The 22,187-nt window shown below is 60.4% G+C and carries 16 protein-coding genes and 1 pseudogene; 4 read left to right on the forward strand and 13 right to left on the reverse strand.

Features of this window, described 5'->3' with window-relative positions; all coding sequences use genetic code 11:
• Nucleotides 1–139 precede the first annotated feature (139 nt).
• Both HGO40_RS19145 and HGO40_RS19150 read right to left on the reverse strand, forming a co-directional pair.
• Nucleotides 140–2,665 carry a PepSY domain-containing protein gene (locus tag HGO40_RS19145; protein ID WP_250964320.1) on the reverse strand — a complete coding sequence of 842 codons (2,526 nt, stop codon included), beginning with the start codon at nucleotides 2,663–2,665 and terminating at the stop codon, nucleotides 140–142.
• Nucleotides 2,666–2,985: 320 nt separating this feature from the next.
• Nucleotides 2,986–4,149 (reverse strand): type III PLP-dependent enzyme, encoded by a 1,164-nt coding sequence (locus HGO40_RS19150; protein ID WP_250964293.1) that lies wholly within the window; start codon nucleotides 4,147–4,149, stop codon nucleotides 2,986–2,988.
• A 798-nt stretch (nucleotides 4,150–4,947) separates the two neighbouring features.
• On the opposite strand from HGO40_RS19150, the gene HGO40_RS19155 reads away from it, so the two are divergent.
• Together HGO40_RS19155 and HGO40_RS19160 are read left to right on the forward strand one after the other, a co-directional pair.
• The gene (locus HGO40_RS19155) at nucleotides 4,948–6,393 is read left to right on the forward strand and encodes a DUF2599 domain-containing protein (protein ID WP_250964294.1); all 1,446 of its coding nucleotides are present in this window, start codon (nucleotides 4,948–4,950) and stop codon (nucleotides 6,391–6,393) included.
• 45 nt (nucleotides 6,394–6,438) lie between these two features.
• Entirely contained in the window at nucleotides 6,439–8,010 is a 1,572-nt protein-coding gene (locus HGO40_RS19160) for a hypothetical protein (protein WP_250964295.1), read from the forward strand.
• 3 nt (nucleotides 8,011–8,013) lie between these two features.
• Here the strand turns inward: HGO40_RS19160 and HGO40_RS19165 are convergent, their stop codons facing one another.
• From HGO40_RS19165 to HGO40_RS19180, 4 genes are read right to left on the reverse strand one after another with little or no spacing between them, the layout of a single operon-like run.
• Nucleotides 8,014–9,171 carry an osmoprotectant ABC transporter ATP-binding protein OsmV gene (locus HGO40_RS19165; protein WP_250964296.1) on the reverse strand — a complete coding sequence of 386 codons (1,158 nt, stop codon included), beginning with the start codon at nucleotides 9,169–9,171 and terminating at the stop codon, nucleotides 8,014–8,016.
• Nucleotides 9,168–9,821: an ABC transporter permease gene (locus HGO40_RS19170; protein ID WP_250964297.1), complete on the reverse strand. Its 654-nt coding sequence runs from the start codon at nucleotides 9,819–9,821 to the stop codon at nucleotides 9,168–9,170. Before HGO40_RS19170 ends, HGO40_RS19165 begins: the two co-directional genes overlap by 4 nt.
• A 15-nt stretch (nucleotides 9,822–9,836) precedes the next feature.
• The gene (locus HGO40_RS19175; protein ID WP_250964298.1) at nucleotides 9,837–10,739 is read right to left on the reverse strand and encodes a glycine betaine ABC transporter substrate-binding protein; all 903 of its coding nucleotides are present in this window, start codon (nucleotides 10,737–10,739) and stop codon (nucleotides 9,837–9,839) included.
• Between the two features lie 24 nt (nucleotides 10,740–10,763).
• Nucleotides 10,764–11,480, reverse strand: a complete 717-nt coding sequence (locus tag HGO40_RS19180; RefSeq protein ID WP_250964299.1) for an ABC transporter permease — start codon at nucleotides 11,478–11,480, stop codon at nucleotides 10,764–10,766.
• A 331-nt stretch (nucleotides 11,481–11,811) separates the two neighbouring features.
• On the opposite strand from HGO40_RS19180, the gene HGO40_RS19185 reads away from it, so the two are divergent.
• A complete protein-coding gene (locus HGO40_RS19185) occupies nucleotides 11,812–13,395 on the forward strand; it encodes a peptide chain release factor 3 (RefSeq protein ID WP_250964300.1) in 1,584 nt (527 codons plus the stop codon).
• A 295-nt stretch (nucleotides 13,396–13,690) separates the two neighbouring features.
• Here HGO40_RS19185 and HGO40_RS19190 read toward each other — a convergent pair.
• A pseudogene (locus tag HGO40_RS19190) lies at nucleotides 13,691–13,828 on the reverse strand (DUF6124 family protein); the annotation flags it as partial.
• A gap of 744 nt (nucleotides 13,829–14,572) precedes the next feature.
• On the opposite strand from HGO40_RS19190, the gene HGO40_RS19195 reads away from it, so the two are divergent.
• The gene (locus HGO40_RS19195; RefSeq protein WP_250964301.1) at nucleotides 14,573–14,824 is read left to right on the forward strand and encodes a hypothetical protein; all 252 of its coding nucleotides are present in this window, start codon (nucleotides 14,573–14,575) and stop codon (nucleotides 14,822–14,824) included.
• Nucleotides 14,825–15,040: 216 nt separating this feature from the next.
• On the opposite strand, the gene HGO40_RS19200 is transcribed toward HGO40_RS19195, so the two are convergent.
• From HGO40_RS19200 to HGO40_RS19225, 6 genes are all read right to left on the reverse strand, one after another.
• A complete protein-coding gene (locus tag HGO40_RS19200; RefSeq protein ID WP_250964302.1) occupies nucleotides 15,041–16,021 on the reverse strand; it encodes a peptide ABC transporter ATP-binding protein in 981 nt (326 codons plus the stop codon).
• Complete coding sequence (locus HGO40_RS19205) at nucleotides 16,021–16,989, reverse strand: ABC transporter ATP-binding protein (protein WP_250964303.1); 969 nt, start codon at nucleotides 16,987–16,989, stop codon at nucleotides 16,021–16,023. The genes HGO40_RS19200 and HGO40_RS19205 overlap by 1 nt, the downstream gene beginning before the upstream one ends.
• A 10-nt stretch (nucleotides 16,990–16,999) precedes the next feature.
• Nucleotides 17,000–17,911, reverse strand: coding sequence for an ABC transporter permease subunit (locus HGO40_RS19210; RefSeq protein ID WP_250964304.1), 912 nt, complete (start codon nucleotides 17,909–17,911; stop codon nucleotides 17,000–17,002).
• 10 nt (nucleotides 17,912–17,921) lie between these two features.
• A complete protein-coding gene (locus tag HGO40_RS19215) occupies nucleotides 17,922–18,932 on the reverse strand; it encodes an ABC transporter permease subunit (RefSeq protein WP_250964305.1) in 1,011 nt (336 codons plus the stop codon).
• Nucleotides 18,933–19,007: 75 nt separating this feature from the next.
• The gene (locus HGO40_RS19220) at nucleotides 19,008–20,603 is read right to left on the reverse strand and encodes an ABC transporter substrate-binding protein (RefSeq protein ID WP_250964306.1); all 1,596 of its coding nucleotides are present in this window, start codon (nucleotides 20,601–20,603) and stop codon (nucleotides 19,008–19,010) included.
• Between the two features lie 74 nt (nucleotides 20,604–20,677).
• Nucleotides 20,678–22,093 (reverse strand): OprD family porin, encoded by a 1,416-nt coding sequence (locus tag HGO40_RS19225; protein WP_250964307.1) that lies wholly within the window; start codon nucleotides 22,091–22,093, stop codon nucleotides 20,678–20,680.
• Between the last annotated feature and the right edge of the window lie 94 nt (nucleotides 22,094–22,187).

Consider the following 22,187-nt stretch of genomic DNA (forward strand, 5'->3'; position numbering starts at 1 on the left):
CCGCTCCGCCACTCCGCCCCCCGCGGCGCCCCCTCCGGCCGCCCTATACCGGTGGCCCCGCCCACAAAGGCCGGTCTGACACACCGCTATCGCGAGCAGGCTCGCTCCCACAGGGGGTAGTGCCCTGGCAGGGGGCCCCTCAGTAAACATCCCGCCGATACCGCCCCTGCTCGATCAGTCGTTCCACTGCCTCGCGCCCCAGCACGCTGTTGAGCACGTGGTCCACCCCGGAGGCCATGCCCTGCAAGCTGCCGCAGACATAGATCACCGCACCATCGGCCAGCCATTGCTTGAGCAGCGCGGCCGATTCCAGCAGGCGGTCCTGGACGTAGATTTTCTGCTTCTGATCCCGGGAGAACGCCAGATCCAGGCGTTCCAGGTCGCCGGAGGTCACCCATTCCTGCAGCTCATCACGGCAGTGGAAATCGTGCTCGCGATTGCGTTCGCCAAACAGCACCCAGTTGCGCTGCATGCCTTCGGTGACACGCGCCTTGAGCAGGCTGCGCAGGCCCGCCAGGCCGGTGCCGTTGCCCAGCAGGATCATCGGTACACCCTGGGCCGGTAGGTGGAAGCTGCTGTTGCGGCGCAGTCGCAGGCTGATGGCGCTGCCCAGCGCTGCGTGCTCGGTCACCCAGCCGGAGCCGACGCCCAGGCTGCCGTCGGGGTGGCGTTCCTGGCGCACGATCAGCTCCAGCATGCCGTCGGCCGGGATCGAGGCGAGGGAGTATTCGCGTATCGCCAGCGGTGCCCGCGCATCCACCAGGGCCTGGGCATGCAGGCCGACCAGATGAGCGCGGTTTTCCGGCAACTGGCGCGTCGCCAGGGCCTGGTCGAGGCTCTGGGGCAGGCCATCGACCTGTACGCGCGCGTGGCCGGCGAGGCCGAGGCCAGTGAGGAAGTGTTCGATGGCCGACAGGTCATTGCGCGGCAGGATTTCCACCAGGTCACCGGCCAGCCAACTGCTCGGCCCGGGGGCGGTGAGGCCCAGCAGGTACACGCCCGAGCCGCTGCTGTCGGGGTTGAGCAGGGTGCGTTGGCTCAGCGTCCAGTTTTCAAAACGAGGGGCCTGCCAGGTCTGCGCGGGCGCGTGGCCGGTCAGTTCGGCCAGTTGTTGTTGCCAGTGACGCAGGGCATAAGGGTCGCCGCTGTCGACTTCCACCGGCGCGAACAGGGTCTTGCCGCCGTGTTCCGCCAGCCAGGCGTGCAGTCGCCGGGCGAAGCCGCAAAAGTGTTCATATTGGCGGTCGCCCAGGCCCAGCACCGAATACTGCAGGCGCTCCAGGCTCAAGGCCTGGCCCAAGACCTTGCGTTCGAAACCGCGGGCACTGTCCGGGCCTTCGCCGTCGCCAAAGGTGCTGACGACAAACAGCGCGTGGGTGGCGTTGTTCAGGTCTTGCTCACGAACACCGGCCAGTGGCTGGACGTTCACGGGCAAGCCGGCGGCCTGGAGTTGGCCTGCGGTCTGCCAGGCCAGTCGCTCGGCGAAACCGCTTTGGCTGGCGAAACCGATCAGCCAGGCCGGTGCATCGGTCGGGTTGGCGCTCAGGGCCTGGCGGGCGTTCCTGGCCTGGCGCTGCTTGCGGCGACGGTCCAGGTACAGCAACCAGCCGGTGATGAAGAACAACGGCATGGTCAGCGCGGCCACGGTGACCAGGATCCGCCCGACCAAGCCGAAATAGCTACCGATATGCAGGGCATAGACGCTGGTGAGCAACTGTGCCTTGAGGCTCTTGTCGCTGTAGCGGCTGTGCCGACTGACGACGCCAGTGGCCGGGTCGAGGATGAGCTGGTTCAGTGCCCTGTCGTGGGGCGAATTTTCCAGCAGATAGAACACGGTCGCCGGTTGCCCGGCCATCGGCGGCATGCGCACGTTGTAGGCGGACAGGCCCGGGCCGGCGGCGCTGTAGATGCTGCTCCACATCGCCCGATAATCAGCCACGGGAAGTGGACCGCTCGGCGCCGGGCCGCGATTGCGCACCCGTTCCTCTTCCGGCGAATCGGAGAGCAGGCGGGTCACGCCTTTGTTGTACCACTCGTAGGACCAGGTCAGTCCGGTGAGTGCCGCCAGTAGATAGAACACCAGGCACCAGGTGCCCGCCACCGAGTGCAGGTCCCAATTGAAGCCGCGGCCTTTTTTTCGCCAATCGAGGGTCAGCCAGGCGCGCCAGTTTTTCCACTGGCGCGGCCAGCGCAGGTACAACCCGGACAGGCAGAAGAACACCAGGATCAGCGTGCAGGCACCGGTGATCTGCCGACCCACGTCGTCCAGGGTCAGGACGCGGTGCAGCCTGAGCACCAGGCCGAAGAAATCCTGGCCGGTCACCTCACCCATGAACTGCGCGGTGTAGGGGTTGAAATAGCGCATGGCGCCGCGTTTTTCCCCAGGGGGCGCGGCGAAGATCACCCGTGCGGCGTTGCCGCTGTCGGTTTCGACCCAGAGCATGGCGACGGTCTTACCGGCGGCGGCTTCGATCTGTTCCACCAGTTCGGCGGGCGGCAGGACGCCGGCCGGCTGTTTCGCCACCGTCAGCACCTGCGGGTTCAAGGCCCGCAGGATTTCATCCTGGAACGACACCACCGCCCCGGTAACGCCCATCAACGCCAGGACCAGCCCGGCACTGATGCCGAAAAACCAGTGCAACTGGAACAGGGTTTTCTTCAACACGTCGCCTGCCTTGTTCATTTACTGTTCATCACGGCGTGCATTATGCCGTGTGTTATCGAGAAGCATTCATAAACACACCTAAAAGCCTCGATCATTTGCATGAACGGGCAGGCGACGAAATCCTGTGAGAGCGAGCTTGCTCGCGAAGAGGCCGGCACATCCAACATCTTCCTCGATTGAGACGCCGCCATCGCGAGCAAGCTCGCTCCCACCATTGGATCGGAGTACGAGCGGAAAAAAACGGCGCCTTCCATTTCTGAAAAGCGCCGTTTTTTATTACGCAACAGGGCAAGGACTACGAGCTCAAACGCCCAAACGCATCACACGTAAAACGATTTCAGCGGCGGGAAGCCATTGAATTCCACCGCGCTATAGCTGGTGGTATAGGCCCCGGTCGACAGCCAATACAAGCGCTCACCAATGGCCAGGTTCAACGGCAACCCGTACTTGTAGTTCTCATACATGATGTCGGCGCTGTCGCAAGTCGGGCCAGCGATGACCACTTCTTCCATCTCGCCTTTCTTCTCGGTCCAGATCGGGAACTTGATGGCTTCGTCCATGGTTTCGATCAGGCCGGAGAACTTGCCCACAACTGTGTACACCCAACGCTCGACAGCGGTACGGGACTTACGCGCCACCAGCACCACTTCGCTGACCAGGAACCCGGCGTTGGCGATCAACGAACGGCCCGGCTCCAGGATGATTTCCGGCAGGTCGTCACCGAAGTCTTCCTTCAGGAAGCGGATGATTTCCTCGGCGTAGGTTTCCAGGCTGTTGGTGCGGGTGATGTAGTTGGCCGGAAAGCCGCCACCCATGTTGATCAGCTTCAGGACGATGCCGTCTTCTTCCTTCAAACGCTCGAAGATCACCTTGACCTTGGCGATGGCCGCGTCCCAGACGCTGATGTCGCGCTGTTGCGAGCCGACGTGGAACGAAATGCCGTACGGCACCAGGCCCAGGTCGCGGGCCAGGATCAGCAGGTCCATGGCCATGTCGGTCTGGCAGCCGAACTTGCGCGACAACGGCCAGTCAGCGGTGGTCGAGCCTTCGGTGAGAATTCGCACATAGACCTTCGAGCCCGGCGCGGCCTTGGCGATGTTGCGCAGGTCGGCTTCGGAGTCGGTGGCGTAAAGGCGCACCCCCTTCTCGTAGAAGTAGCGAATGTCCTTGGATTTCTTGATGGTGTTGCCGTAGCTGATCTGCTCCGGGCCGACGCCACGGCTCATGACCTTGTCCAGCTCATAGATCGAGGCGATGTCGAAGTTCGAGCCTTTCCCCTTGAGCAGGTCGATGATTTCCACCGCCGGGTTGGCCTTGACGGCGTAGTAGACCTTGGCGAACTCGAAACCGGCGCGCAGGTCGTCATAGGCCTGGGAGATCATCGCGGTGTCGATCACCACGAACGGGGTTTCCTGCTTGTCGGCGAACGCTTTCATTTTCTGGAAAGTTTCGCGCGCGAAATAATCTTCGACCTGGATCGACATACTTGGGACTCCTACTGGCAAACATCAGGATCAATGGGTGTGAGGGCAAGCAGCCCTCGTGAACGTCCTCCGTATCCCCACTTTGGTTCGCCTACTTCCCAAGGCATGTCGCCGAAAGCAAAAAGGCCATGGGACGCTTGATTCCCTTGGCCTTGCTGTCTCGTCGTCAGTACTTGAGCCGGATGGATCGTTTCCAGCATGGACGTTCGGCGCGAACTTTAGGGCGTGAGGGGCCTGAGATCAACTAAAAATGTCGCGTTTTTGCACGTCTCCGTCGTGCGGCCCGCGACAGCTCATGATGTAACCGACCAGCGTGACAGATTGACGTTCCCTCGGATCGGTTTCACGCATGCTCTTGTGGCGAGGGAGCTTGCTCCCGCTGGGTGGCGAAGCCGCCCTGAAAAGCGCGATCAGGCGGACATTGCGACTACGTCGTTAGGCGCTTTTGAAATACCCGGATGTTTTTAGACTATCGAGCCGTCCGCATTTTTCAAAAAAAACGCGCCGCTCCTGCGTTCAACCAAGCGCATGAATGAGCGGCATAGACCATGGTGCCTCGACGCTTCCCTCAGTTCGTTTGTTGATAAATGATCGGTTGGTTATGAGGAAAACGTTTAGATAAGTTCTATGAACTGTAAGTTCTGACAGTAGGCGCGTCGAAGTGACTACCGAACAATGAAGGCCGGATTTTTCCAGCGCTCAATGGAGCAGGTATTTGGATTTTGTCCAAGTGCGCAGTTTTATTGAGCGGGTTTTTAATGCTGGCCGAGTTGAGCGCGAAGCGCGCTAGGAGAGATCATGTGCAAGCGTCGGGTCATACAGTTATTAAATACGTCTTTGTTTTTGGGGGTTGTATCAGCTTCCAGCCTGTTACAGGCAGATCCAGGCACTGATACCGCCAAATTGATGGAATACTGGTATCGATTGACCGCACGGGATTGTGGAAGCGGCAGGCTGGCGTCTGATTGCTCTGGGCTAATACTTCGAGGTATCGCCAGTAAACAAAGTTATTTGCCGTGGGATGCCAGTCCGTTTTCACATAGTCTTGAGGCTGGGGGGACGGGTATTGCGGCGGGTGGCACATCGGTTTCATATTTAAGAAAAGATGCAGAGTTCAACGGGCTAGGCATGCTTAGGTTCAACGGTTTTGCCTTTACGCCAAACGATTTTGTGGATGAAAAGACCCAGTTCAAAATCAAAGTGCTGTGTGCCTTTCCTATCGATTCCTGGACGAATGACCGAACCAATAGCGGTTGTGGTGACTACCAGGAGAAGGCGAATACACTGGGCGTCGTCGAGGACCATTGCCAGAAACTGAGTATCAGCAATGCCAAGGCGTGGATGGAGCACTATAACCGGCAAACCCGGGATCCTGAGGCGACCAAGGCACACAGATTTCAATGCGGTTTCGATACCACGAAAGACTACTTTGGTACCTATAACAAGGCCGATGCATTCAACACCTTTATCGAAGCACGGAAAATTCTTGCCACCGATCCTGATGAAATGGGCGATGCGATACATACCCAGACGGAGCTGCGAATTGAAACCTGGCCGGATAATAAATACTGGAAAAGGGATTGGAGCAGCCGCGAACGGGTGAAGTTTGATGCGTCCGTCGCCAGTGATGGTGACTCGGCGAAGGCCACGTATCTGGAACTTCCCATTGCCGCATTTATTTATGAAAGTGGTGTGGATTATATTGACAGAACTACGAAAACGTATACCGCGCGTGATCTCGCACGAGATGATCAACGCCGTTGGGTGGAGCAAGGTAATACTTGGAGGCCCATCGTCAAAATACAATTTCCGAACTCGATCGCTGAAGACGCGAAATTTCTTTACGTTTCCGTCGATCAGCAGGTTCAACCCCCCGTGGACAGTCGTTCCTGCGACAACTACATAGAAAAGATCGAGTGGGATAACAATTATATAGAGCCCGTCCTCGGGAAAATTTCATCACTCAAGATCACGCCTACGGCGTGTGGTAGAAAAGCCGGCGTAGGGAAAACCAACGTCGTCCTGGCCGAATTGGCGATCAAGGCTGCTGCCCTTGACCCGAATCGCAAGGACTGGAGTTTCGACAACATGGGCAGCAGCATGCGCCGGCAGCTGGCATGTCATCTTGATTCCCCCGACATTGCCGAGAATAAATCGATGTGGAGCCTTGAGCCCGCGCGTCCCTACGTTGCCCATGACGTGATTATGAAGTTGCCAGGTGATAACCGGTGCAATCCTCATTAAAAGGCTGGGATAGCCTGTTGGCCTGTCCGGAATCACGGAGAGAACATGACAAATTTTATTCGTAAAGAATCAAAGAGGATGTTGATACTGCTGGCGGGTTTTTGTCTTTCTCCGCTTTCTTTTGGCGAAGCGCTGGTGGATAAGACCGCGCAATCAGGGGAAGCGACGGCGGCTGCCTTGACCCGCAGCTATTACGACACTGCGGTTAACTGCGGTTCTGCCACGGCTCCGGCATTTTTATGTTCAGGTGTCGTAGCGCGCACGACCTACGCAGGAAACTTCGATCCTTGGGACCATAGCGAATTTTCCAGGACGACCGGTGCGGGTTCGTTTTCCTACCTGAGGGCCGACGCCAAGTTTGGTGCTGCGCCTTGGGGCAACAACGACGCCCGGCATGGCTATATTTTTTATCCCACCCTTCACGCACCACAGGGAAAGATAAGGCCCTCGATCCTCTGTTATTTCCCCTACGATGGCGCCACGGTCTATCGCAGTAAACCGGGCGCTCGAGGCTGCCGTGACAGTATCACTCAGTTTGTCTACCCCTTGAGCAAGCCCTGCAATGAACAGAATATTTTCACTGCCAAGGCCTGGCTGGTTCATTTTCGAAGGGTGGGTTACGGAAATCCTGCCAGTTGCGCCTGGATGGTCAATGATGCGTTGAATGAGCAAGCGGTGGCTAACTTCAATGCGGGACTGCAAGTCAGAAAGCTTGTTGAACTCGATGCCGGAGGCGCCGAGTACAACTTCAAGGATCACAACGAACTTCGAATCGAAGCCTGGGCGCAAAGAAACCCGGCACCGCTGCCTATCCAGGCATTCTTCTGGATCTCTGGCTCAAACGATCTGGAAGCTTCCAGGACCGCCCAAAAGAACTTTCATGAGCGCACCAACGGCCTCTTTGTCCCTATCGTTCGGGTCACATTGCCCGCCACCCCACAAGGTCATTTCAGTTTCCAATATGTGAAGACGGACCAAGCTGTCTCTGCGGTTATCCCTACACCTGTTTTGGTCGCGCCCACCGTCCCCAAGGCTTACAGCGCCGAATCTGGCGACCGTCTAATCACCCGCGATATCTATCGAGATGAATATCTCAGCGTGCAATTACCCATCGATGGCATTGCGGCCGCCGATAGCTTGAGCATTCATTGGGGAGGCCGCGTGCCGTACCGTAGCCCGCCGCTCGTGTATGGCGACCTCCCGGCAAACAAACAGGTGCAGATTCCCCGCACCGAGGTGATCGATAGCATCGGGCTCATCGTCCCGGTGAGCTACACCATCACGAAAAGCGGCACCGGTGAAACCCTGGAGTCCGGGACGCGTTTTCTGACGATTGATCCCCAGGCGTTGTTTCTTTCGGCGCCCAGTTACTCGTCGCGGACCGTTACGGTCAACGCTCCAGCTCCGTCCGGCTCGACCTTGCGCGTACGAGCCGTGGGAGAGAGCATTCTTGATACGCCCCACCAGTTGGTGACGGCCGGTAGACCCAACCTTTTTGTTCTTGACCCGATCTGGGTATCGAAAAACAAGGGCAGAACCGTAGAGATCAACTATTCGGTGTTCACCAAGCTCAGTCCGCAATGGTTGTTTTCCCAGGTGCTCAGGGTCCAGTTATAAGCGTCAGGTGGACGCTATTTCGGCCGGCGAAACAATACTGGTCTTGCCCCCACGAGACTTACCGGAGCTCAGGTACTCGGCAATCGATTCCTGGGTCACTTCGCCAAGGAACACCCGCTCGGCATCCAGCACCGGCAGCCACGAGCGATTGAACTCGTACATGCGCGACAGCAGGATCCGCAGGTGTTCGTCGTAGGCGGCGGTGGCGTTGAACTCGCGCAGGTATTGTCCGCACGTGCCGGTCTGGCGGTGCAGGTCGCGACGGCGGACGTAACCCAGGGCCTTGTTCTCGGCACAGGTGACCACCACGTAGCGCCGGTCGTGTTCGTCCATCAACTCCAGCGCCTCGGCCACCGGCGTCTCGGGGCTGACCGACGGGGCGTTGTCCGCCGCGTCTTCGGCCTTCACCAGCAACAGCCGCTTGAGCGTACTGTCCTGGCCCACGAAGTTGCTGACGCACTCGTCGGCCGGATGCGCCAGCAGCGTATCCGGGTGATCGCATTGCACCAGCTTGCCGGCGCGGAAGATCGCGATCTTATCCCCCAGCTTGATGGCCTCGTCGATGTCGTGGCTGACCATGATTACGGTCTTGTTAAGCGCCCGTTGCATCTCGAAGAACTCGTTCTGGATCATCTCGCGGTTGATCGGGTCGACTGCGCCGAACGGTTCGTCCATCAGCAACAGCGGCGCATCGGCCGCCAACGCACGGATCACGCCGATCCGCTGCTGCTGACCGCCGGACAATTCACGGGGGTAGCGGTGCAGGTATTGCTTGGGTTCGAGTTTGATCATGCTCATCAATTCGCGGGCACGGTCGTGGCATTTCTGCTTGTCCCAACCCAGCAGGCGCGGGACCACGGTGATGTTTTCCTCGATGGTCATGTTCGGGAACAGACCGATCTGCTGGATCACGTAGCCGATGTTGCGGCGTAGGGTCACTTCGTCGAGGCCGGTGGTGTCTTCGCCGTTGATCAAGACCTTGCCCGAGGTCGGCGGGATCAACCGGTTGATCATCTTCAACGTGGTGCTCTTGCCACAGCCCGACGGCCCGAGGAACACGCAAATCTCGCCTTCGTTGACGATCAGGTTCACCGAGTCCACGGCCTTGACGTCTTTGCCGTTGCTCTTGAAGGTTTTGCTGAGGTTCTGAAGTTCGATCATTTCAATAATCCTTTTGGGGTCAGCGAGCGTTGCAGCCATTGCAGAAGCAGGTCGGCGAAGATGGCCAGGAGGCTGACCAACACGGCGCCGACGATCAGCATCGACATGTCGCTGCGGCTGATGGAAGCGAGGATGAGCACGCCCAGGCCACCGGCGCCGATGGTGGCGGCGATGGTCATGACGCCGATGTTCATGACCACGGCGGTGCGTACGCCGGCCAGGATCACCGGCACGGCGATGGGCAGTTCGACCATGCGCAGGCGCTGGGCGAAGGTCATGCCGATGCCGCGAGCGGCCTCACGGATGCCCGGTTCGACGCCGGTCAAGGCCAGGTAGGTGTTGCGCATGATCGGCAGCAGTGAGTAGAGAAACACCGCGGTGATCGCCGGCATCGGCCCCAGGCCCTGGCCGAACTTGGAGTAGAACGGCAACAGCAGCCCGAACAGCGCGATTGACGGGATCGTCAGCAGCACCGTGGCGCTGGCTTGCAGAGGGCCGGCAAGCGCCGGGAAGCGGGTCATGAAAATGCCCAGTGGCACACCGATGACAATCGCCAGGGTCACGGCGATGCCCACCAGGGTAATGTGCTGCCAGGTCAGGTGCAGCACCAGCGGCCAGTCCAGATGGGAAAAGGCGTCAAGAAAATCCATGGCTTTTCCTCCAGGTCATTGGGTTGAGAGCAGCGAATGCTGGCGCAGGAAATCGGCGGCAACGGCGGAAGGGCTTTCGTGATCGACGTCTACCCGGGCGTTGAGCTGGCGCATGGTTTCATCGTCGAATAGCTCGGCCAGGGGCTTGAGCTGCGCGGCCAATTGCGGATGCGTATCGAGGAATGCCTGGCGCACCACCGGCGCGGCGGTGTAGTCGGGGAAGTAATGCTTGTCGTCTTCCAGCAGCTTCAATTTGAACGCATTCAGGCGCCCGTCGGTGGTGTAGACCAAGCCGGCGAAGACTTGGCTGTTGCGCAGGGCGGTGTAAACCAGGCCCGCGTCCATTTGCCGGATGCTCTTGCGGGTCAGGTTCATGCCGTACTGTTCGACCATGCCGGCCAGACCGTCGGAGCGGTTGGCGAACTCGGTGTCCAGCGCCACCAGATGGTGCTCGTCGGCCTCGGCCTGCAACACCGCGTTCAACTGGCTGATGGAGTTGATCTGCGGGTATTTCTTCGCGACTTTCTCCGGCAGGGCCAGGGCGTAGGTGTTGCTGAATTTCGACGGTGCGAGCCAGACCAGGCCTTTTTTCGCGTCGAGTTCTTTCACCCGGGCGTAGGACTGGGCGCTGTCGAGTTTTTCCGTGACATGGTTGTAGGACACCAGTGACACGCCGGTGTATTCCCAGAGCAAGTCCAATTGCCCGGTCTCATGGGCACTGCGGGCCAGGGTGCTGCCCAGGCCGCCGGTGACCTGCGCGTCGTAGCCCTTGCTGCGCAAATACTGTGCGGTGATTTCCGCCAGCAGTGTCTGCTCGGTGAACACCCGGGCGCCGAGACGGATCAGCGGTTTTTCTGCGGCTTGGGCAAACCCTGCGAACAGCAACAGGCAGCCCAGGAGCAAGCTCAACTTCTTCATAACGATTCCTTTATCCAGCCAGGCTCAGGACGGGCGCAAGCCACGTTCCAGCCAGAGGCGGCTGGCGAGTGTCACCAGACCGTCGAGCAGCAATGCCAGCAGCGCCGTGCAGGCGGCGCCGAGCAACAATTGCGGCTGGTTGTTCAAGGCAATGCCGGGGAAGATCAGGCTGCCGAGGCTGTTGGCACCGATCAGGAAAGCCAGCGGGGCGGTGCCGACGTTGATCGCTAACGCTACGCGCACGCCACCGACGATGATCGGCACGGCGTTGGGCAACTCGACTTTCCACAGCACCTGGCGCGGGGTCATGCCGATGCCGACGGCGGCTTCCTTGAGGGAGCCCTGGACGTTTTTCAGGCCTTCATAGGTGTTGCGCACAATGGGCAACAGCGAGGCGAGGAACAGGGCGAAGATGGCGGGCCCGCTGCCGATGCCCAGGATGCCGAGGGCGATGGCCAGCACAGCCAGGGGCGGCACGGTATTGCCGATGTTGAACACTTGCATGAAGCGTTCGGCGCGCCCGACCATGCCGGGGCGGCTGAGGACGATGCCGGCGGGGATGCCAACCATCAGGGCCGCCAACATGGAAGCCAGTACAAGCATCAGGTGCGCTTGCAGGTAGAACAGCAGATCGTCGCGGTAGCGTTGGATCGTATCGATGCCGATCCAGTGGACCAACAGGGCCAGGAGGGCGACGACGACCGCACCCCCGATAAGCCCTTTGCCATAGCGGATAGCCACAGGCGGACTCCTTTGTCTTTCAGTCGGCGCACGCCTCCCCGGGCGGCAAACCATCACGGGTTGCCGGGAAAACGTTCGCGAGAAGCAGCTCTTTTCGAGGCCGGTAAACGACCGTCAAAGCGAGCCATGAGCGCAGCCTCGTCAGGCTAACTTGCTGATTTTTCAGGCCCTGACGGTTGCTCGTATCAGGGAGGTGGACGCCTCCACGGGGCAAAAGGTTCCCATGTGGGGCAGCATTTGGCCACCCCGGATATGCTCAACGGTTCGGTTCCTGGCACAAGTTGAGCTATAATCGCCGCCCTTTTTTGAATCACCTGCCAGGCGATTTCCCATGACCAAACAGGCCGCCGAAGTCGCGAAACGCCGCACTTTCGCCATTATTTCCCACCCCGATGCCGGTAAGACCACCATCACCGAAAAGCTCTTGCTGATGGGCAAGGCGATTGCGGTGGCCGGCACGGTGAAATCCCGCAAGTCCGACCGCCATGCCACCTCCGACTGGATGGAAATGGAAAAACAACGGGGTATTTCCATTACCACGTCGGTCATGCAGTTCCCGTATCGCGAGCACATGATCAACCTGCTCGACACCCCGGGCCACGAAGACTTCTCCGAAGACACCTACCGCACCCTGACCGCGGTGGACTCGGCCTTGATGGTCCTCGACGGCGGTAAGGGCGTCGAGCCACGGACCATCGCGCTGATGGACGTCTGCCGTCTGCGGGACACGCCGATCGTCAGCTTCATCAACAAACTCGACCGTGACATCCGCGACCCGATCGAATTGCTCGACGAGATCGAAGCGGTCCTGAAGATCAAGGCCGCACCGATCACTTGGCCGATCGGTTGCTACCGCGACTTCAAGGGCGTGTACCACCTGGCCGACGACTACATCATCGTCTACACCGCCGGTCACGGGCACGAGCGCACCGAAGTCAAGATCATCGAGAAGCTCGATTCCGACGAAGCCCGCGCCCACCTGGGCGACGAGTACGATCGTTTTGTCGAGCAACTGGAACTGGTGCAGGGCGCCTGCCATGAGTTCAACCAGCAGGAATTCCTCGACGGCCAACTGACCCCGGTGTTCTTCGGGACCGCCCTGGGCAACTTCGGCGTCGACCATGTGCTCGACGCGGTAGTCGACTGGGCCCCGCGTCCGCTGGCCCGTGTCGCCAACGAACGCACCGTGGAGCCGGTGGAAGAAAAGTTCGCCGGCTTCGTGTTCAAGATCCAGGCGAACATGGACCCCAAGCACCGCGACCGCATCGCCTTCATGCGCATCTGCTCTGGCAAGTACGAAAAAGGCATGAAGATGCGCCACGTGCGCACCGGCAAGGACGTGCGCATCGGCGACGCCCTGACGTTCTTTTCCTCGGAGCGCGAGCAACTGGAAGAGGCCTTCGCCGGTGACATCATCGGCCTGCACAACCACGGCACCATCCAGATCGGCGACACCTTCACCGAAGGCGAAGCCCTGGGCTTCACCGGCATCCCGCACTTCGCCCCGGAACTGTTCCGCCGCGTGCGCCTGAAGGACCCGCTCAAGTCCAAGCAACTGCGCCAAGGCCTGCAGCAACTGGCCGAAGAGGGCGCCACCCAGGTGTTCTTCCCGGAGCGCAGCAACGACATCATCCTGGGTGCCGTCGGTGTGCTGCAGTTCGACGTCGTCGCCAGCCGCTTGAAAGAGGAATACAAGGTCGAATGCTCCTACGAGCCGATCACCGTGTATTCCGCTCGTTGGATTGAATGCGACGACAAGAAAAAGCTCGAGGAATTCTCCAACAAGGCCGTGGAAAACCTTGCGCTGGATGGTGGTGGGCATTTGACCTACCTGGCGCCGACACGGGTCAACCTGGCGCTGATGGAAGAGCGCTGGCCGGACGTGAAGTTCCGTGCGACGCGGGAGCATCACTAAGTATCAAGTGTGACCCATTGTGGGAGCGAGCTTGCTCGCGATAGCGCTGGATCAGTCAGCATTTATGTTGAATGTGCCGCCGTCTTCGCGAGCAAGCTCGCTCCCACAGGGGATTTGTGTTGGGCACTGCAACTGTGTCCAACCCCCTGCCTCACATGGGGCCTGTGCCAGTACTCAATTTCCCGGTCAGCCGAAACTCCCCTGTGGGAGCGAGCTTGCTCGCGATGGCGGTGGGTCAGCTTGCATAAAAGCGGGCTGCCGGGCTGAGGTCCAGCCCTTTCATTGGAGCAAGTTGCTAACGTGGATCGGCGATATCCAGCGCCCGGTTCGCCAGCAATTCACTGACCTCAATCACTTGCAGGATCCCCATCGCAACCTGTCGACGAGAGCCTTCAAGGGCGAATGCCAGGTCGCTGATCATGGCGTTGGCGGAATTTTTCCGGGTCTAGGCTGGAGTAGGAAGATGTTGGGTCTGATTCTGGTGGGTTGGGTGTGGCTTTGAACATGGTAACGCTCCTATGGGGAATAGAAGCCGCCAAGACCTGTCGCTAAACAGAATGGCGGCGACTGCACGCAGGTTAGCGAACCGGACATAGGCACCCGGCAGACCCGAAGGTCTCCCACATACAGCCGCCATAACGTAATTGCGATGAAATCCCGCAATAAAGCATGGCTGCTTACGTGCCTATGGTTCAGGTCGCTAAACCCGACCGCTGATTTTCAGCGACCCGGTAACCATAAAGTCCCGCCCCCAGGCGCACAAGCGGGCGGATTCTGGCTTAGTTGTAGGCAAAGGCGCAAGGCGATGTAGCCTCGGGACTAGCACTCCGTGTGCCTGGGTATTTGTCTGTAAGGCTCGATGCCTGCCGTTAAAGTGGCCGGGGTCTTCACACCAATCTCGTGGACCCAACCTGTGGGAGCAAAGCCTGCTCGCGATAGCGGTGGGTCAGCTTGCCTGGATGTTGGATGTGCCGGCCTCTTCGCGAGCAGGCTCGCTCCCACACTGGGTTTGGGTGTTAGTTGGTTTTGAGATAACGCTTATTCGAAACCATTCTGTCGTGCGGGGGCATTTCTGGTGGTTCGGTGGCGTCTTATCTGGTGAACCGGGCAGTTCAGAACTAGATTCTCTTGAATGCCGTCGGGCCCCGGCTTTAATCCGGAAAAGAAGGAAATGGCTATGAATAATCTGCTACGCATGATGTTTTTGCTGAAGGTGTTGGTGATGCTGTCCCTCGGTTCAACGGTTGCCTGGGCTGAGTGCGATGAGCATGAAAAACATGCATCGAGCGGATCGGTGGCGCAGGGCGAGTTGATGCTTGCCGCGACCGATGCGGATGCAGGCGATCCGGATGATGGCGAGGATGATGATGGTTCGCCAATCGACACGCCGGATGACGATGAGGATGCGGAGGGCGATAGCCAGACGTAGATGTCCGACATAAAAAACCTCCAGCCCTGATCGGACTGGAGGTTTTTTATTGCCCGTGGCGAGGGAGCTTGCTCCCGCTGGGGCGCGTAGCGGCCCTTTTTGGGGACTGCTGCGCAGTCCAGCGGGAGCAAGCTCCCTCGCCACAAGGGCTTTTCTGCCTTAAGTGCTTTGCTGCCTTTTAGCCTTTTAGCCTTTTAGCCTTTTAGCCTTTTAGCCTCACGCCGCGCCGTCGAGGAACCGCTCGGCGTAGTGACACGCCACCAGCCGGTTATCCAACGGCCGCAACGCCGGCTCTTCAGCCTTGCAACGCTCGGTGGCATACGGGCAGCGCTTGTGGAAAGCGCAGCCGGACGGCGGGGTGAGCGGGTTGGGCAGTTCGCCGACGATCTTGATCTTCGGCTTGGTCGGGGCCGGGGGGATGGCCGGGGTGGCCGACAGCAGCGCCTGGGTGGACGGGTGCAGTGGGCGGCTGTAGATGGACTCGTTGGGGCCCATTTCAACTGGGCGGCCGAGGTACATCACCATCACGTCGTCAGCCACGTGCTGCACCACCGCCAGGTTGTGGGAAATGAACACGTAGGCGGTGTTGAATTCCTGCTGCAAATCCATGAACAGGTTCAGCACCTGGGCCTGGATCGACACGTCCAGCGCCGACGTTGGCTCATCCGCCACCAGCACCTTGGGCTGCAGCATCATGGCGCGGGCCAGGGCGATGCGCTGGCGCTGGCCGCCGGAGAACATGTGCGGGTAGCGCTGGTAGTGCTCGGGACGCAAGCCCACCTGCTTCATCATCGCCTGGACTTTCTCCCGCCGCTCGGTGGCCGACAGGTTGGTGTTGATCAGCAATGGCTCGGCCAGTTGATCACCGATTTTCTGCCGCGGGTTGAGGGACGCGGAAGGGCGCTGGAAGACCATCTGCACGTCTTTGCGCAGCTGCTTGCGTTCGGCCTTGTTGGCGCCGGCCACTTCTTGCCCGGCGATCTTCAAGGAGCCGGCGGACGGCTCTTCGATCAGCGTCAGGGCCCGGGCGAGGGTGGATTTGCCGCAACCTGATTCGCCCACCACGGCCTGGGTCTTGCCGGCTTCCAGTTCGAACGACACACCGTTGAGGGCGCGCACGGTCGCATGGCCCTTGAACATGCCACGGGACACTTCGTAATGACGGGTCAGGTCACGGGCGGTAAGTACGACGGCCATCACGCCACCTCCTGGTTCAACGGGTAGAAGCAGCGGGCGAGGCTGTTGGATTTCGGATCGAGGCCTGGACGTTGTTGACGGCAGTTGTCCTGCACGTACGGGCAGCGCGGCGACAGCAAGCAACCTTGCGGACGGTCGTAGCGACCGGGGACGATGCCGGGCAAGGTCGCCAGGCGCTCGGCGCCCATGCTGTGTTCCGGAATCGCCGCGAGCAGCGCTTCGCTGTACGGATGAGCCGGAATGTCGAACAGCTGCGGCACCTGGCCAACTTCCACGGCTTGGCCGGCGTACATCACGCACACGCGCTGGGCGGTTTCAGCGACGACGGCCAAGTCGTGAGTGATCAGCACCAGGCCCATGTTCTGCTCTTTTTGCAGGGCCAGCAGCAGGTCCATGATCTGGGCCTGGATGGTCACGTCGAGGGCGGTGGTCGGTTCGTCGGCGATCAGCAGCTTCGGCTCGCCGGCAATCGCCATGGCAATCGCCACGCGCTGGCTCATGCCGCCGGACAATTGATGCGGGTAGGCGTCCATGCGGCTAGAGGCGCCGGGGATCTCGACTTTTTCCAGCAGCTCGATGGCGCGCTTGCGGGCGGCCTTGCCGGACATCTTCAGGTGCAGGCGCAGCACTTCTTCGATCTGGAAGCCCACGGTGTAGCTGGGGTTGAGCGCGGTCATCGGGTCCTGGAAGACCATCGCCAGGTCCTTGCCGACGATCTGCCGGCGCTGGCGGTTGCTCAGCTTGAGCATGTTCTTGCCGTCGAAGTTCAGCGCATCGGCGGTGACGATGCCGGGGTGCTCGATCAGCCCCAGCAGCGCCATCATGGTCACGGATTTACCCGAGCCCGATTCGCCGACGATCGCCAGGACTTCGCCTTTGTCTACGCTCAGGTCGAGGCCGTCGACCACCGGCACGGCGGTGGCGTCGCCGCAGCGGACGTTGAGATTCTTGATTTCTAGCAGTGACATGGGAATCTCCTCAGGCGGCATTCTTGAGTTTCGGGTCCAGCGCATCGCGCAGCCCGTCGCCCATCAGGTTGATTGCCAGCACGCTGAGCAAAATGGTCAAGCCAGGCAGGCTCACGACCCACCAGGCGCGTTCGATGTAGTCGCGGGCCGAAGCCAGCATGGTGCCCCACTCAGGGGTCGGTGGCTGGACGCCGAGGCCGAGGAAGCCCAGGGCGGCGGCGTCGAGGATCGCCGAGGAAAAGCTCAAGGTCGCCTGGACGATCAGCGGTGCCATGCAGTTGGGCAGCACGGTGATGAACATCAGGCGCGGCAGGCCGGCGCCGGCCAGGCGGGCGGCGGTCACGTAGTCGCGGTTCAGCTCGCCCATCACGGCGGCACGGGTCAGGCGCACGTAGGACGGCAGCGAGACGATGGCGATGGCGATCACGGTGTTGATCAGGCCTGGGCCGAGGATGGCGACGATCGCCACGGCCAGGAGCAGCGACGGCAGGGCGAGCATGATGTCCATCAGGCGCATGATGGTCGGGCCGAGGATGCGCGGGAAGAACCCGGCGAACAGCCCCAGCAGAATGCCCGGAATCAACGACATCACCACCGATGACAAGCCGATCAGCAGCGACAGCCGCGAACCTTGGATCAGGCGCGACAGCAGGTCGCGGCCCAGTTCGTCGGTGCCCAGCAGAAACTGCATCTGCCCGCCTTCAAGCCACGCCGGCGGCGTCAGCAGGAAGTCGCGGTATTGCTCGCTCGGGTCGTGCGGCGCGACCAACGGCGCGAAGATCGCGCAGAACACGATCAGGATCATGAACAGCAGCCCGGCGACGGCGCCCTTGTTGCGGGAAAACGCGTGCCAGAATTCTTTGTACGCGGACGGGTACAGCAGGCTTTGATCGACTGCTACCGCGGTAGTTGGAGTACTCATGGTCTTGATCTCAGCGCTGGTGACGGATGCGTGGGTTGGCAAAGCCGTAGAGGATGTCCACGACGAAGTTGACCAGAATCACCAGGCAGGCGATTAACAGGATGCCGTTCTGCACCACGGGATAGTCCCGGGCGCCGATGGCTTCGATCAGCCACTTGCCGATGCCCGGCCAGGAGAAGATCGTTTCGGTCAGGACCGCACCGGCCAGCAGCGTGCCGACTTGCAGGCCGACCACGGTCAGCACCGGGATCAGTGCGTTGCGCAGGCCGTGCACGAACACCACGCGCGATGGCGACAGGCCCTTGGCCTTGGCGGTGCGGATGTAGTCTTCGCGCAGCACTTCGAGCATCGAAGAACGGGTCATGCGGGCGATCACCGCCAGCGGAATGGTGCCCAGCACGATGGCCGGCAGGATCAAATGATGCAGGGCATCGAGGAACGCGCCCGGCTCGTCGGCCAGCAGCGTGTCGATGAGCATGAAGCCGGTTTTCGGCTCGATGTCGTAGAGCAGGTCGATCCGTCCCGACACCGGCGTCCAGCCCAGGGACACCGAGAAGAACATGATCAGGATCAGGCCCCACCAGAAGATCGGCATCGAATACCCCGCCAGGGAGATGCCCATCACCCCATGGTCGAACAGGGATCCTCGCTTGAGGGCCGCGATCACCCCGGCCAACAGGCCCAGGATACCGGCGAACAACAGGGCGGCCATGGACAGTTCCAGGGGCGCGGGAAACAGGGAGCTGAACTCGGTCCAGACGCTTTCACGGGTGCGCAGCGATTCGCCGAGATCGCCCTGGGCCAGTTTGCCGATGTAGTCCAGGTATTGGGCATACAGCGGTTTGTTGAGGCCAAGGCGTTCCATTGCCTGTGCATGCATTTCGGGATCGACCCGACGTTCGCCCATCATCACTTCCACGGGGTCGCCGGGGATCATGCGAATCAACGCGAAGGTCAGCAAGGTGATGCCGAAGAACGTGGGGATCAATAATCCCAGTCGGCGGGCAATAAAACTAAACATCTTCAGGTGTACCTCATCAGCCGGTTAGGCGTGCCCGGCAATCCCTGGGATCAGGGATACCGGGCGTTTTCTTATCTACTTCACCTGGGTGGTGGCGAAGTTGTTGGTGGTGAGCGGGCTAATCACGTAGCCCTCTACGTTCTTGCGCATTGCCGTGAACATGCGGGTGTGGGCCATGCTGATCCATGGCTGGTCCTGGTTGAAAATCACCTGGGCCTGCTCATAGAGCTTGGCGCGCTCCTCGGGGTTCACTGTGGCGCGTGCCTGGTCGAGCAGCGCCTGGAATTTCTCGTTGCACCAGCGCGCGTAGTTTTCGCCGTTCTTGGCGGCCTCGCAACTGAGCATAGGCGTCAGGAAGTTATCCGGGTCGCCGTTGTCGCCCGCCCATCCGGCGGAGACCATGTCGTGCTCGCCGTTTTTCGCGCGCTTGAGCATTTCGCCCCATTCCATCACGCGGATGTCGACCTTGATCCCGACTTTCGCCAGGTCGGCCTGCATCATCTGCGCGCCGAGCATCGGGTTGGGGTTGGTCGGGCCGCCACCGTTGCGGGTGAACAGGGTGAACACGGTGCCTTCCGGCACGCCGGCTTCCTTGAGCAACTGGCGGGCTTTGTCCAAGTCGCGGGTCGGGTTCTTCAGGTCGTGGTTGAAACCCAGCAGTGTCGGCGGGTAGGGGTTGACCGCCACGGTGGCGTTGCCCTTGCCGAACAGCGCGTTGACGTAGGCTTCCTTGTCGAAGGCCAGGTCGATGGCTTTGCGCACCCGCACGTCGCTCATGTACTTCTTGCTGGTGTTCAACGCGGTATACGAGACGGTCATCGCGTCCAGCTCGGTGACCTTCAGGTTCGGGTCTTTCTTGATGCTGGGGATGTCATCGGGTTTTGGATACAGCGCGATCTGGCACTCGTTGGTCTTGAGCTTCTGCATGCGCACGTTGTTGTCGGTGGCGATGGCCAATACCAGCGCATCCGCCGGTGGCTTGCCGCGGAAGTAGTCCGGGTTGGCCTTGAAGCGAACCTGGGCGTCCTTGTTATAGCGCTGGAACACGAACGGGCCGGTGCCGATCGGCTTGCTGTTCAAGTCGCCGGCCTTGCCTGCCTTGAGCAACTGGTCGGCGTATTCAGCCGGGTAGATCGAAGAGAACGCCATGGCGATGTCGGCCAGGAACGGCGCTTCGCGGCGGGTCAGGGTGAACTTGACCGTGTGCTCGTCGACTTTCTCGACGTTTTTCAGCAGCTCCTTGAAGCCCATGCTTTCAAAGTACGGGAAACCCACGCTCGACAGTTTGTGCCAGGGGTGGTTCGGGTCCAGCTGGCGCTGGAAACTCCAGACCACGTCGTCGGCGTTCATGTCGCGGGTCGGCTTGAAATAGTCGGTGGTGTGGAACTTGACGCCCTTGCGCAGGTGGAAGGTGTACGCCAGGCCGTCGTCACTGATGTCCCAGGATTCGGCCAGGGCCGGAATCACTTCAGTGGTGCCGGGCTTGAAATCGGCCAGGCGATTGAAAATGGTTTCCGCCACGGCATCGGCGGTGACTGCAGTCGTGTACTGGACCATGTCGAAGCCTTCCGGACTGGCTTCTGTGCAGACCACCAGGGGCTTGGCCGTGGCGCCAACGGCAACGCTCAGCAGCGCGGCGGCGATGGCGGCGCGTAGGGGAATCATGTTCATCGTCAATCCTCTGCAATCGGGTAATGGCAAAAGACCGGGCGGACGACCTCGTGAGTCGACCGCCCGGTGGCAGTTTAGAGAATGTTGAACGGAATGGTGGTGACCAGGCGGAACTCGTTGAGGCTGCCGTCGGCCTGGTTTTCGCTGGCGCGGTGTGCGGTGTAGGTCGCACGGATCGCGGTGGCTTTCAGAGGGCCGCTCTGTACGGCATAGGACGCGCCGACGCCGTATTCATAGTGGTGCTCACCGTCCATGGCCCGCACGTCGCTATAACCGGTGCTGTTGTAATGCGTACCGTCGATGCCCCAGCCGCGCGCCTGGTAGATGTTGAACTTCAGGCCTGGCACGCCGTATTCAGCCATGTTCAGGCCGTAGGCGATCTGGAAGGATTTCTCGTTCGGGCCGTTGAAGTCCGACAGCAGGGAGTTGGCCAGGTAGATGCCGTTGGTTTCGTGCAGGTAGTCGAAGTACTCGTTACCGTTCACTTCCTGGTACGAGAACGTCAGGCTATGGGCCTGGTGCGTCAGGCCGAACGACAGGGAGTAGGTGTCGTTGTCGATCTCGCCCAGCTTGCTTTTGCCTGAATCCACGGTCTTGTAGTAGTTCAGGCCGGTGGTCAGGCTCAGCACCGAGCTGTCGCCCAGTTCATGGGTCGCGCCGAAGTAGTACTGGTTCCACATGTCCTCGGCTTCGGTCGCCCACAGGCTGGTTTTCAGGCTGGCCAATGGCTGGTAGGTGATACCAGCGGTGTTGACGTGATCGGTCTCGACGCTGCTGTCACCGTATTCGGAGCGGAACTTGCGCTGGCTCTGTTCGGTACGCGGCGAGTTGCGGTCGAAGGTGGCGATGTCGAACGCCAGGTTTTCGAATTCTTCGCTGTGCAGGCTCACACCCTGGAAGCTGGAAGGCAGGGCACGGTTGCCGATGACGTCGACCATCGGGCTGCTGAAGTTCTGGCGACCGGCGGTCAGGGTGGTGTTGGACACGCGGGCCTTGAGGTTGGCCAGGCCCAGTTTGCTCCACTGGCCCACGGCGTCGCCGCCTTCGCGGGTCAGGGTACGGTTGTTGCCGGCGCCAGGACGGGTGGTCGGTGCGCCGCCGTTGTTGGACGCCAGGTCCTTGCGGTCCTGGTCCAGGGCGATGGCGTTGTAGGCAGCCACTTCGGTGCTGAAGCCTACGGTGCCTTCAGTGAAACCCGAGTTGTACTTGATGATGGTGCCTTGCAGCCAGTTGATCCGGCGGTCGGTCTCGCGTGCTTCGCCGTTCTTGCGATAGGTGAGTTTCGTGCCGCGCTTGAATTGCTCGTTGGCGTACCAGTTGCGCGTGCTACCCGTGACGGATTGACCGTCGATGAAGCCTTTGGCTTCGCTTTGCTCGCTGGTGGTCTTGAGGGTCACCGGGGTGACCGCCTGGCTCTGGGATTCTGCGAAAGCCGTTGCGGTAATGCTGCTGATGGCCAAGGCCAGTATCGCGGTGCTGCTCAGTTTCATCGGTAACGCTCCTTTTTCTTTTTTTTGTGCCGATCCTTTTGGATGATTCGGCTAACGGTTTACAACTCATTCACAGCTAGCAAACGTTTGCATC

Source organism: Pseudomonas sp. CG7 (assembly GCF_023701885.1).
Lineage (GTDB): Bacteria > Pseudomonadota > Gammaproteobacteria > Pseudomonadales > Pseudomonadaceae > Aquipseudomonas > Aquipseudomonas zanjanensis.

Excerpts from the sequence above, each read along its gene's own strand:
- HGO40_RS19185 (WP_250964300.1), top strand. The coding sequence starts at position 11,812 with ATGACCAAACAGGCCGCCGAAGTCGCGAAACGCCGCACTTTCGCCATT.
- HGO40_RS19205 (WP_250964303.1), bottom strand. The coding sequence starts at position 16,989 with ATGTCACTGCTAGAAATCAAGAATCTCAACGTCCGCTGCGGCGACGCC.
- HGO40_RS19225 (WP_250964307.1), bottom strand. The coding sequence starts at position 22,093 with ATGAAACTGAGCAGCACCGCGATACTGGCCTTGGCCATCAGCAGCATT.
- HGO40_RS19165 (WP_250964296.1), bottom strand. The coding sequence starts at position 9,171 with ATGATCGAACTTCAGAACCTCAGCAAAACCTTCAAGAGCAACGGCAAA.
- HGO40_RS19215 (WP_250964305.1), bottom strand. The coding sequence starts at position 18,932 with ATGTTTAGTTTTATTGCCCGCCGACTGGGATTATTGATCCCCACGTTC.
- HGO40_RS19200 (WP_250964302.1), bottom strand. The coding sequence starts at position 16,021 with ATGGCCGTCGTACTTACCGCCCGTGACCTGACCCGTCATTACGAAGTG.
- HGO40_RS19155 (WP_250964294.1), top strand. The coding sequence starts at position 4,948 with ATGTGCAAGCGTCGGGTCATACAGTTATTAAATACGTCTTTGTTTTTG.
- HGO40_RS19170 (WP_250964297.1), bottom strand. The coding sequence starts at position 9,821 with ATGGATTTTCTTGACGCCTTTTCCCATCTGGACTGGCCGCTGGTGCTG.
- HGO40_RS19175 (WP_250964298.1), bottom strand. The coding sequence starts at position 10,739 with ATGAAGAAGTTGAGCTTGCTCCTGGGCTGCCTGTTGCTGTTCGCAGGG.
- HGO40_RS19160 (WP_250964295.1), top strand. The coding sequence starts at position 6,439 with ATGACAAATTTTATTCGTAAAGAATCAAAGAGGATGTTGATACTGCTG.
- HGO40_RS19210 (WP_250964304.1), bottom strand. The coding sequence starts at position 17,911 with ATGAGTACTCCAACTACCGCGGTAGCAGTCGATCAAAGCCTGCTGTAC.
- HGO40_RS19220 (WP_250964306.1), bottom strand. The coding sequence starts at position 20,603 with ATGAACATGATTCCCCTACGCGCCGCCATCGCCGCCGCGCTGCTGAGC.
- HGO40_RS19150 (WP_250964293.1), bottom strand. The coding sequence starts at position 4,149 with ATGTCGATCCAGGTCGAAGATTATTTCGCGCGCGAAACTTTCCAGAAA.
- HGO40_RS19195 (WP_250964301.1), top strand. The coding sequence starts at position 14,573 with ATGAATAATCTGCTACGCATGATGTTTTTGCTGAAGGTGTTGGTGATG.